General features: G+C 72.1%; 9 protein-coding genes and 1 pseudogene. 2 read left to right on the top strand and 8 right to left on the bottom strand.

Annotation, left to right across the window (positions count from 1 at the left end):
• Positions 1-105 (top strand): annotated as a pseudogene (locus ACIPXB_RS23110) (ATP-binding protein); the annotation flags it as partial.
• A gap of 184 nt (positions 106-289) precedes the next feature.
• Here ACIPXB_RS23110 and ACIPXB_RS23105 read toward each other — a convergent pair.
• Positions 290-487 (bottom strand): acyl-CoA carboxylase subunit epsilon, encoded by a 198-nt coding sequence (locus ACIPXB_RS23105; RefSeq protein WP_401452795.1) that lies wholly within the window; start codon positions 485-487, stop codon positions 290-292.
• A gap of 16 nt (positions 488-503) precedes the next feature.
• On the bottom strand, positions 504-2087 hold the full coding sequence (locus ACIPXB_RS23100; RefSeq protein ID WP_401452793.1) for an acyl-CoA carboxylase subunit beta: 1584 nt from the start codon (positions 2085-2087) through the stop codon (positions 504-506).
• Between the two features lie 256 nt (positions 2088-2343).
• Here ACIPXB_RS23100 and ACIPXB_RS23095 point away from each other — a divergent pair, with 256 nt between their 5' ends.
• A complete protein-coding gene (locus tag ACIPXB_RS23095; protein ID WP_401452791.1) occupies positions 2344-2952 on the top strand; it encodes a YceI family protein in 609 nt (202 codons plus the stop codon).
• Positions 2953-3011: 59 nt separating this feature from the next.
• Here ACIPXB_RS23095 and ACIPXB_RS23090 read toward each other — a convergent pair whose 3' ends face one another.
• The 6 genes from ACIPXB_RS23090 to ureA form a co-directional block, all read right to left on the bottom strand.
• Positions 3012-4355, bottom strand: coding sequence for a hypothetical protein (locus tag ACIPXB_RS23090; RefSeq protein ID WP_401452789.1), 1344 nt, complete (start codon positions 4353-4355; stop codon positions 3012-3014).
• A gap of 96 nt (positions 4356-4451) precedes the next feature.
• A complete protein-coding gene (gene cimA, locus ACIPXB_RS23085; protein ID WP_401452787.1) occupies positions 4452-6071 on the bottom strand; it encodes a citramalate synthase in 1620 nt (539 codons plus the stop codon).
• A 307-nt stretch (positions 6072-6378) separates the two neighbouring features.
• Complete coding sequence (locus tag ACIPXB_RS23080; protein ID WP_401452785.1) at positions 6379-7011, bottom strand: TetR family transcriptional regulator C-terminal domain-containing protein; 633 nt, start codon at positions 7009-7011, stop codon at positions 6379-6381.
• 34 nt (positions 7012-7045) lie between these two features.
• Positions 7046-8101 (bottom strand): agmatine/peptidylarginine deiminase, encoded by a 1056-nt coding sequence (locus ACIPXB_RS23075; RefSeq protein ID WP_401452783.1) that lies wholly within the window; start codon positions 8099-8101, stop codon positions 7046-7048.
• Between the two features lie 52 nt (positions 8102-8153).
• Positions 8154-9905 carry an urease subunit alpha gene (locus tag ACIPXB_RS23070; protein ID WP_401452781.1) on the bottom strand — a complete coding sequence of 584 codons (1752 nt, stop codon included), beginning with the start codon at positions 9903-9905 and terminating at the stop codon, positions 8154-8156.
• Positions 9902-10597: an urease subunit gamma gene (ureA, locus tag ACIPXB_RS23065; RefSeq protein WP_401452779.1), complete on the bottom strand. Its 696-nt coding sequence runs from the start codon at positions 10595-10597 to the stop codon at positions 9902-9904. The genes ACIPXB_RS23070 and ureA overlap by 4 nt, the downstream gene beginning before the upstream one ends.
• Between the last annotated feature and the right edge of the window lie 142 nt (positions 10598-10739).

The raw sequence follows: 10739 nt of genomic DNA, 5'->3' as shown, positions 1-10739 counted from the left end.
GGCCCCGACGCACCCATCATCACCACCGACGCCCGCCACCGCGCCGACGCCAAGAGCGCCCTCATCACGCTCGTCGAACACGCCCTCATGGCACGCCTGCGGTAGGCGACGACGCCTCCTCGGACAAGGCCCCCGTACGCGCGCAGCGTGCGGGGGCCTTTCCCGTACCGCCGCGGGGGTCTCTCCCGGACCGCCGCTCCGGGATCGCCGGGACGGCCGCGGCCGGACATGCGTGAGGCCCCGCACCCGGGTCGGGTGCGGGGCCTCATGTCGAGAGCCGTGGCGGGACTCAGCCCTGCCAGCTGTGCGGCGCGCGGAAGCCGGGCGTGCGCTCCAGGCGGCGCCAGCCGGCCGTGGAACGGGCCCCGCGGGCGGCCGGGACCTCCGGGGTGGAGGCGGCGCGGGCCAGGAGGATCGCGGTGATCGCGGCCAGCTCCTCGGGCTCGGCGTTGCCCTTCTCGACGCGCAGCAGCATGTCGGTGCTCATCGGTGGCTTCTCTCCCTTACTGCGGCGGGTTGCCGTGCTTGCGGGACGGCAGGTCGGCGTGCTTGTTGCGGAGCATCGCGAGGGCGCTGATCAGCGTCCCGCGGGTGTCCGCCGGGTCGATGACGTCGTCGACGAGGCCGCGCTCGGCCGCGTAGTACGGGTGCATCAGCTCGGCCTTGTACTCCTTGACCATGCGGGCGCGCATGGCCTCGGGGTCCTCGGCGTCGGAGATCTGCTTGCGGAAGATGACGTTGGCCGCGCCCTCGGCGCCCATGACCGCGATCTCGTTGGTCGGCCACGCGTACGTGATGTCGGCGCCGATGGACTGGGAGTCCATGACGATGTACGCGCCGCCGTAGGCCTTGCGCAGGATCAGCGAGATCCGCGGGACCGTGGCGTTGCAGTAGGCGTAGAGGAGCTTGGCTCCGTGGCGGATGATGCCGCCGTGCTCCTGGCTGACGCCCGGCAGGAAGCCGGGGACGTCCAGCAGCGTGATGATGGGGATGTTGAAAGCATCGCACATCTGGACGAACCGGGCGGCCTTCTCGGACGCCTCGATGTCCAGGACGCCGGCGAGGTGGCCGGGCTGGTTGGCGACGATGCCCACGACCTGGCCGTCCATCCGGGCCAGGGCGCAGATGATGTTGCGGGCCCAGCGCTCGTGGATCTCCAGGACGTCGCCGTCGTCGACGACCTCCTCGATGACCTTGAGCATGTCGTACGGGCGGTTGCCGTCGGCGGGAACGAGGTCCAGCAGGACGTCGGAGCGCCGGTCGGCGGGGTCGTCGGTCGGGTGCAGCGGCGGGTTCTCGCGGTTGTTCGACGGGAGCATCGTGATGAGGTAGCGGACCTCGGCGATGCAGGTCTCCTCGTCGTCGTACGCGAAGTGCGCGACGCCGGAGGTCTCGGCGTGCACGTCGGCGCCGCCGAGCCCGTTCTGGGTGATCTCCTCGCCGGTCACCGCGCGGACCACGTCCGGGCCGGTGATGAACATCTGCGAGGTCTCCCGCACCATGAACACGAAGTCCGTCAGCGCCGGGGAGTACGCCGCCCCGCCCGCGCACGGGCCCAGCATCACCGAGATCTGCGGGATGACCCCCGAGGCGCGGGTGTTGCGCTGGAAGATGCCGCCGTAGCCGGCGAGCGCGCTGACCCCCTCCTGGATCCGGGCGCCCGCACCGTCGTTCAACGACACCAGCGGGGCACCGGCCGCGATGGCCATGTCCATGATCTTGTGGATCTTCGTCGCGTGGGCCTCGCCCAGCGCACCGCCGAAGATCCGGAAGTCGTGCGCGTACACGAAGACCGTGCGGCCCTCGACCGTGCCCCAGCCGGTGATCACACCGTCCGTGTACGGCTTCTTCGCCTCCAGACCGAAGCCGGAGGCGCGGTGCCGGCGCAGCTGCTCGACCTCACGGAAGGAGCCCTCGTCCAGCAGCAGGGCGATGCGCTCGCGGGCGGTCAGCTTGCCCTTGGCGTGCTGCGCCTCGGTCGCCCGGTCACTGGGGCCGCGCCGCGCCTGCTCGCGCAGGTCGTACAGCTCGGCCACGCGCCCGCGGGCGTCCGTCGGCTCGCTCGGAGTCTGGTCCACAACGGTCATGTACTGACCTTACGAAGCCGACCAAGAAAAACCTTCCGTTGATTCCGCACAGTCTCGGGAGCTATCCGCTGTACGGCCCGGACAGTAGCCCGATGGGATGCATGGACATCACCAGTACGGACCAACGGCGGTTGTGGGCACCGCACAAAACGGCGTGTCGGCTCCTCGAAGGTTGAAATTTGAACGGAATGGGTCTAGCGTCATTCTCGTTGAAACTTCAACAACAACGGATCACCCCCACACCGAGGAGCACGTCATGGGTCTGTTCACCCGCCGCACCCAGCAGAACACCGCCGCCGTCGCCACCCTGGACGTCGACCCGGCCCTCGCCGCCCTCACCGGCGACTACGTCATCGACCCCGCCCACAGCAGCATCGGCTTCACCGTGCGCCACGCCATGGTGACCAACGTGCGGGGCACCTTCACCGGCCACGAGGGCAGCCTGCACCTCGACGGCGCGGACCCGTCCCGCTCCACGGCCTCGATCGACGTCACGATCGCCTCCGTGGACACCGGCATCGCGGACCGGGACACCCACCTGCGCAGCGCGGACTTCTTCGACGCCGAGACCTTCCCGCTGATGCGCTTCCGCTCCACCGGGGCGCAGCAGCTCGGCGGCGACCTGTACCGCATCACCGGTGAGCTCACCATCAAGGACGTTACGCGCCCGCTCTCCATCGACCTGGAGTTCAACGGCGCGGCCACCGACGTCTACGGCAGCGAGCGCGTCGGCTTCGAGGGCACGGCCGAGATCCTGCGCTCCGACTGGGGCCTGACGTGGAACGCCGCGCTGGAGGCCGGCGGTGTGATGGTCAGCGACAAGGTGAAGCTGACCTTCGACATCTCGGCGATCAAGCAGGCCTGACCCGGCACGAGGACGTAGCGGCGACCGGGGCGGCTGGAGACCGCCCCGGCCGGGGGCGGCTAGAACCCGCCCCCGCCGTCGAAGCCGCCGCCCCCGCCGAAGAAGTCGCCGCCGCCGAAGTCCGAGCCGTCGAAGTCGGCGCCGGAGTACTCCCCGCCCTCGAAGCCGCCGCCGTCGCCGTACCCGCCGCTCCAGTCGGAGGCGTACGCGGGGCTCGCCATCATCGAGCCGAGCAGGGTGCCGACCAGCATGCCGGGCAGGATGCCGCCGCCGAAGTAACCGCCGGCCCACGGCCCGTACGCCGGGCCCGCGTCGTAGTAGGGCCGCCGCCCCTGAGCCGTCTCGACCGTGCGGACCATCGGTTCGTCGCCCTCGCGCAGCCGGACCGCGTCCGCCGTGCAGACCGGCACCGTACGGGCGGCCCCGCCGGCCGGCGCCCACGCGGCGTCCTCGGTGCTGGGCCCGTGCCGCGGGTCGAAGAAGCAGGGCAGCCGGCGCTCGGGCAGCGCCCGGCCCTCCCGGCGGGCGGCGAGCACGGCCAGCGCGTGGCGGCCGTCCTCCAGGGCCTGCGTGACGCCGGTGACCTCCTGCGGATGCTGGACGCCGCCCATGATCTGCTTGGCCTTGTCGTAGGAGTCCAGGGCCCGCTCGTAGTCCCCGCGCATGGCGTCGTCCGCGCCGGGCTCCGAGGGGTGGAAGTCCAGCCGTTCGAGCTCCTCGCCGAAGGCCGTGATGTCCTCGTCGACCACGACGCGCAGCTTCTCGATGGCCGCGCGCTCGGCGGCTTCCTTCCTGCGGCGCTTGCTGCGGACCAGGGTGTACGCGCCGCCGCCACCGATCAGGGCCACCGCCCCGAGGCCGACCAGCGCGCCGGTGGACACGCCACCGCCGTCACCGGCGCCGGTGGCGCCCCAGGAAGCCGGTGCCCGGCCCTTGACCTGCGGCAGGGCCTGGTCGACGAAGTTGTTCAGCTCGGTGACGGCGTCCACGGGACCGCCGGCCTTCACCGCGTCGGTGAGGTTGCGGACGGCGTTGGTGGGCATGACCGAACGGTCGGCGCCCGCGTTGAACCCGTCGCCCAGCCGGATCGCGTACAGCCCGCTGATCCCGGTCTGTGTCCGGACGGTGCGCAGCACGCTGTCGGCCGGGAACTCGGTGGCGGTGGGCAGCACGGCGACGAACACCGGCTTGCCCGCGTCCTTGATCTTCCGCGCGAGCGCGTCCGCCTGCGCCGGGGGCAACTGCGCCTCGGCGCGTGGATCGACGTAGACCGGGCCCTCCTTGAAGGCCTCCGCGACGGCGGCGGGGCCGGTGGCCGCGGCCGCCTGCGGGGCCGCCGCGAGGGCCCCCGCCGACAGGGCCAGCAGCAGACCGGAGAGCACGGATATCAGCCTGGTCCTCATGCCTACGACGCTACCGGAACCGGGCCTTTCCTGTGTTAACGGGACATAAGGGCACCCGGTGCCGGTGAGCTGCGACGACGTCGGCGCGCGGGACCCCTACTCGGCCGGTTCGACCCCCGCGTGCAGGAGGCCGTAGGTGATGGCGTCCTCCAGGGCCTGCCAGGAGGCCGCGATCACGTTCGGGGCCACGCCCACGGTGTTCCACTCGCGCACGCCGTCCGTCGTGGCGATCAGGACGCGGGTCGTGGACTCCGTGCCGTGCTTGCCCTCCAGGATGCGGACCTTGTAGTCCACCAGCTCGAACTTGGCCAGCTGCGGGTAGAACCGCTCCAGGGCGACCCGCAGCGCGCGGTCCAGCGCGTTGACGGGGCCGTTGCCCTCGGCCGTCGCGACGATCCGCTCGCCCTTGGCCCACAGCTTCACCGTGGCCTCGTTGGCGTGCGTACCGTCCGGGCGGTCCTCGACGATCGCGCGCCAGGACTCCGTACGGAAGTACTTGCGGGCGCGGCCCTCGACCTCGGTGCGCAGCAGCAGCTCGAAGGAGGCGTCGGCGGCCTCGTAGGTGTAACCGGCGAGCTCGCGTTCCTTGACCCGCTCGACCACGCGGGAGACCAGCGCGCGGTCCCCGCCGAGGTCGACTCCGAGCTCCTTGCCCTTGAGCTCGATCGAGGCGCGGCCGGCCATGTCGGAGACCAGCATCCGCATGGTGTTGCCGACCCGCTCGGGGTCGATGTGCTGGTAGAGGTCGGGGTCGACCTTGATCGCGGAGGCGTGCAGGCCGGCCTTGTGCGCGAAGGCCGAGACACCGACGTAGGGCTGGTGCGTGGACGGGGTGAGGTTGACGACCTCGGCGATGGCGTGCGAGATGCGGGTCATCTCGGCCAGCGCGCCCTCGGGCAGGACCCGTCGGCCGTATTTGATCTCCAGCGCGGCGACCACCGGGAACAGGTTGGCGTTGCCGACCCGCTCGCCGTAGCCATTGGCGGTGCACTGCACGTGCGTGGCCCCGGCGTCGACGGCGGCGAGGGTGTTGGCGACCGCGCAGCCGGTGTCGTCCTGGGCGTGGATGCCCAGCCGGGCGCCGGTGTCGGCGAGCACGGTGGCGACCACGGCCGTGACCTGCGCCGGGAGCATGCCACCGTTGGTGTCGCAGAGGATGACCACGTCCGCGCCGGCCTCGTACGCGGTACGGACCACCGACTTGGCGTACTCGGCGTCGGCCCGGTAGCCGTCGAAGAAGTGCTCGCAGTCGACGAACACGCGCCGGCCCTGCTCGCGCAGGTAGGAGACGGTGTCGCGGACCATGGCGAGGTTCTCGTCGAGGGTCGTGCGCAGCGCGAGCTCGACGTGCCGGTCGTGGGACTTGGCGACCAGCGTGATGACCGGCGCGCCGGACTCCAGCAGGGCTCTGACCTGCGGGTCCTCGGCCGCCGAGCCGCCGGGGCGGCGGGTCGCGCCGAACGCGACGAGCTGAGCGTGCTTGAAGTCGAGCTCGCGGGCGCGGGCGAAGAACTCGGTGTCGCGGGGGTTGGCACCGGGCCAGCCGCCCTCGATGAAGCCCACGCCGAACTCGTCCAGGTGCCGGGCGATCGTCAGCTTGTCGGCGACCGTGAGGTTGATGCCCTCACGCTGGGCGCCGTCACGCAGGGTGGTGTCGAAGACGTGGAAGCTGTCGCCCGGGCCCCGGGTCGGCGTGGTCGCCTCTGTCGTCGTCATGCTGATCTGACTCCTGTCGGATGAGTGGCTCCGGATGCCCGCCCCAGGGGAGGCCGCCGCCACTGCCCCCATCATCGCGCGCACCCGTCGCCCCGGCCGGAATGGTGCCGGGAAACGAAAAGACCTCTCGCGGGTGCGAGAGGTCTGCGCGCGGGTCTGGGGCACGATGGCCGCCGCCGCGAAGTTCTTCCACGGTTCAGCGGCCACTGCGGACCGGCGCGCTGCTGCCGATAATCATGGACGGAGCAAGCACATCCGCAGTGTGGCACAGCGCCCGCCGCGCGCGGACATCGGTCTCACCATTCGGTCAGGCGTCCGGGGACCCGCCGGAGGCCCGGGGAGCGAGCGCGTCGGTGAGGTACGCGCGCACGTGGTCGAGGATGTCCTGGCGGGAGACCGTGGGCAGCCCGACCGCCAGCTGGATGCTGAACCCGTCGAGCAGCGCCCGGGTGCGCGCGGCGAAGCGGTCGGCGTCCACCGGCTGGAACTCGCCGCGCGAGATGCCCTCGGCGAGCAGCGCGACCAGGTCGCGGTGCCAGGCGCCCTCGATGGCGGCCTGGCGGTCGCGCTCCTCGGGGCCGGCGTTCTGCGAGCGGTTCCAGACCTCCAGCCACAGGGTCCAGTGCGGGTCGCGGGCCCCCTCGGGGACGTACAGGTCGACGTACGCCTCCAGGCGCTCGCGCACCGGGCCGCGCCGGGCGAGCAGGGCGCGGCGCTCGTCGCCGAGCGCGGCCTCGCTCCACTCCAGGGTCTGCAGCAGGAGCTCGTCCTTGCTGCGGAAGTAGTAGAGGAGGTGGCCGCTGCTCATACCGACCTGGCGGCCGAGCCCCGCCATGGTCAGGCCTTCCAGGCCGCGCTCGGCGATCGTGGCCATGGCGGCGACGAGGACGTCCTCGCGAGGCGGCGCGTTCTTCCGCGCGCGTACTCCACCCGCCGCCATGGGCCACTCCTTGCCGTTCCGCCTCCGGTGCTTCTCAGACCTTCGGCTGCTGCTGGGTGATGCAGTGGATACCGCCACCCCCGGCGAAAATCGTACGTGCGTCGACCAGGGTGACGGTGCGGTCGGGGAAGAGACCGCGGAAGATCTCGGCGGCCTCCTCGTCGCGCGGGTCGTCGAAGGAGCAGAGCACCACGCCGTCGTTGCACAGGAAGTGGTTGATGTAGGAGTAGTCGACCCATTCGCCGTCCTCCTCCAGCACGGTGGGCGCCGGGATCTCCACGACCTCCAGCTGCCGCCCACGGGCGTCGGTGGACGCGCGCAGGATGGCCGCGATGGTCGTGCAGCGCTCGTGGTCGGGGTGGGCCGGGTCGGGCTGGGTGTGCACCATCACCACGCCGGGGCGGGCGAAGGCGGCGACGATGTCCACGTGCCCCTGGGTGCCGTAGGTGCCGTAGTCGCCGGCGAGGCCGTACGGCAGCCAGATGGCCTTGGTGGTGCCGAGGTGGGCGTGGATCTCGGCCTCGACCTGCTCGCGGGTCCAGCCGGGGTTGCGGCCCTGGCCCAGCTGCACGGTGTCCGTGAGCAGGACGGTGCCCTCGCCGTCCACGTGGATGGCGCCGCCCTCGTTGACGAGCGGGGTGCTGTACGTCCGGGTGCCGGCCAGGTCGGAGACATGCCGGGCGATCTTGGAGTCGTGCTCCCAGCGGGCCCACTCCTGGGCGCCCCAGCCGTTGAACGTCCAGTCCACGGCGGCGAGGCGGCCTGCGCCGTCGGTGACGAAGGTGGGCCCGATGTCGCGCATCCAGGCGTCGTCGAGCTCGCGCTCGACGAGGGTGACCGGGTGCCGGTCGCCGTCGCCGACCACGGCGCGGGCGCTCTCGGCGTCACCGGGCGAGACGACCAGGGTGACGGGCTCGTAGGCGCTCACCGCACGGGCGACGGCGGCCCAGGCGCGGCGGGCCTCGTCGAGCTCCTGGTCGTTGGTGAAGGTCGGGTTGGGGCTGGGCCAGGCCATCCAGGTGCGCTCGTGCGGGGCCCACTCGGGGGGCATGGAGAATCCGTCGGCGGCGGGGGTGGTCGGCTGGGTCATGGCGGGAATCCTTGGAGGAGGGCTGAGCCGGTGTGCGGGCGGGGCCGGCGGCTCAGAGGAAGTACAGGCGGTTGAGGGTGACCGACTCGGCGGCCTCGGAGCGCAGCGGGTCACCGTCGAGCGTGACCAGTCCGCTGCGCGCGTCCACATCGACCGCGCCCACCCGGGAGTTGAGCAGGAGGTCCGCGGGGCCGATGCCGCGGGTGCCGCGGACGGCGACCCGGCGGCGCCGGGTCGGCATCCGGTCGCAGTCGAGGGCCGCGGCCGCGGCGGAGACGAAGGCGACGGAGATGTCGGCGGCCGTCGCCCCGTACGCGCCGAACTGCGGCCCGAGGACGAGCGGCTCGCAGGTGTCGGTGGCGGCGTTGGGGTCGCCGGTGACGCCGTACGCCGGGAAGCCGGACTTCAGCACCAGCTGCGGCTTGGCGCCGAAGAACTGCGGGCGCCACAGCACGATGTCGGCGAGCTTGCCGACCTCGATGGAGCCGATCTCGTGGGCGAGGCCGTGGGCGATGGCCGGGTTGATGGTCAGCTTGGCCATGTAGCGCAGGACGCGGGCGTTGTCGTCGCCCTCGCCGTCGCCGGCCTCCCCGTCACGGGGAAGAAGGGGACCGAGCTCGGCCTTCATCTTGGCGGCCATGGCGAAGGTGCGCCGGACGGTCTCGCCCGCGCGGCCCATGCCCTGGGCGTCGGAGGAGGTGATGCCGATCGCGCCCAGGTCGTGCAGCACGTCCTCGGCGCCCATCGTCCCGGCGCGGATCCGGTCGCGGGCCATGGCGGCGTCACCGGGCAGGTCCGGCTTGAGGTCGTGGACGGAGACGATCATGCCGTAGTGCTCGGCGACCGCGTCCCGGCCGAAGGGCAGGGTGGGGTTGGTGGAGGAGCCGATGACGTTCGGCACCCCCGCCATCTTGAGCACGTTGGGCACGTGTCCGCCGCCGCAGCCCTCGATGTGGAAGGCGTGGATGGTACGGCCCTCCAGCACCCGCAGGGTGTCCTCGACGGAGAGGCACTCGTTGAGGCCGTCCGAATGCAGCGCGACCTGGACGTCGTGCTCCTCGGCCACCCGCAGGGCGGTGTCCAGGGCGCGGGTGTGGGCTCCCATGTCCTCGTGGACCTTGAAGCCGGAGGCGCCGCCCTCGGCGAGGGCCTCGACCAGGGGCGCGGCGTCCGAGGAGGAGCCGCGGGCGAGGAAGCCGATGTTGACGGGCCAGGCGTCGAAGGCGTTGAAGGCGTGCTTCAGGGCCCACGGGGAGTTGACGCCGACGCCCCAGACGGGGCCGAACTCCTGGCCGATGATCGTGGTGACGCCCGCGGCGAGCGAGGCCTCCATGACGCGCGGCGAGAGCAGGTGGACGTGGGTGTCGACGGCGCCGGCGGTGGCGATCAGGCCCTCGCCGGAGACGATCGACGTACCCGTGCCGACGACGACGTCGACCCCGTCGAGGGTGTCGGGGTTGCCGGCCCGGCCGATGGCGTGGATGCGGCCCTCACGGATGCCGATGGAGACCTTGCGGATACCGAGGACGGCGTCGATGACCAGCACGTTGCTGATCACGACGTCGCAGGTCTCGCGGACGGCGGCGGCCTTGAGGTGCAGGCCGTCGCGGGCGGTCTTGCCGAAGCCGGCGAGGAACTCGTCACCGGGCTTCTGGGCGTCGTGCTCGACCCGTACGGTCAGCCCGGAGTCGCCGAGGCGGACCCGGTCCCCGGCCCGGGGTCCGAAGACGGAGGCGTACTCGTGGGGGTCGATGTGCCGGCTGCCCGGCGCGCAGTGGTCGCTGTGTCGGGTCTGCTTGCTCATCGACGCTCTCCTTCCGCGCCCAGGTAGCCGCAGGCCGCGGCCTTGCGCAGGGCTTCCTCCCGGGCCCCCGGGGCGTCGAGGGGGCCGTCGACCAGTCCGGCGAAGCCGATGGCGACGCGGTCGCCGCCGATGGGGACCAGGCCGATCTCGGCCTCGCCGCCGGCGTCGAAGCGGACCGAGGAGCCCGCGGGGACGCACAGCCGCATGCCGTAGGCGGCCGCGCGGTCGAAGTCCAGGCGCGGGTTGGCCTCGAAGAAGTGGAAGTGCGAGGTCACGCTGACCGGGACGGTCGCGGTGTTGCGCACGGTCAGCCGGACCTCGGGTTCAGGGGCCGGGGTGTCCGGGCCGGGGACGACCGCGCCGGGGGCGTCGTCACCGAGGCCCGCCGCGCCCCGGATCGGGGAGGACACCACGGCGAGCCGGGAGCCGTCGTCGAAGACGGCCTCCACGTGCACCTCGGTGACCACGTCGGCGACGCCGGGCAGGACGTCGTCGGGGCCCAGCACACTGCGGGCCGCCTCGATCGCCTCGGCCAGGCGCCGGCCGTCGCGGGCCGCCTCGCAGACCGTGTCCGCGATCAGCGCGGTGGCCTCCGGGACATTGAGCCTGAGGCCGCGGGCGCGACGGGCCCGGGCCAGTTCCGCCGCTCCGAAGAGCAGGAGCCGGTCGCGCTCCGTAGGGGTCAGCCGCACGACGTACACCTCCAAGGTCCAACGTTTAGAGCATCACTCTAACTCTTCACTTCTCCGCAGGGAACCATTGACCGGGCACCAGGCCTTAGGTCACATTGAGTGTCACTCAAAGCCTGCGTCAAAGCCTGCCGCACACCCCCCG

The sequence above is a fragment of the Streptomyces sp. NPDC090022 genome, from assembly GCF_044748145.1.
GTDB lineage: Bacteria > Actinomycetota > Actinomycetes > Streptomycetales > Streptomycetaceae > Streptomyces.
Note: the sequence above shows the minus strand (reverse complement) of the source record. Positions and strands in the feature narration are given on the sequence as shown.

Coding starts and splice junctions, on each gene's coding strand:
- ACIPXB_RS23105 (WP_401452795.1), bottom strand. CDS start 487: ATGAGCACCGACATGCTGCTGCGCGTCGAGAAGGGCAACGCCGAGCCC.
- ACIPXB_RS23100 (WP_401452793.1), bottom strand. CDS start 2,087: ATGACCGTTGTGGACCAGACTCCGAGCGAGCCGACGGACGCCCGCGGG.
- ACIPXB_RS23095 (WP_401452791.1), top strand. CDS start 2,344: ATGGGTCTGTTCACCCGCCGCACCCAGCAGAACACCGCCGCCGTCGCC.
- ACIPXB_RS23090 (WP_401452789.1), bottom strand. CDS start 4,355: ATGAGGACCAGGCTGATATCCGTGCTCTCCGGTCTGCTGCTGGCCCTG.
- cimA (WP_401452787.1), bottom strand. CDS start 6,071: ATGACGACGACAGAGGCGACCACGCCGACCCGGGGCCCGGGCGACAGC.
- ACIPXB_RS23080 (WP_401452785.1), bottom strand. CDS start 7,011: ATGGCGGCGGGTGGAGTACGCGCGCGGAAGAACGCGCCGCCTCGCGAG.
- ACIPXB_RS23075 (WP_401452783.1), bottom strand. CDS start 8,101: ATGACCCAGCCGACCACCCCCGCCGCCGACGGATTCTCCATGCCCCCC.
- ACIPXB_RS23070 (WP_401452781.1), bottom strand. CDS start 9,905: ATGAGCAAGCAGACCCGACACAGCGACCACTGCGCGCCGGGCAGCCGG.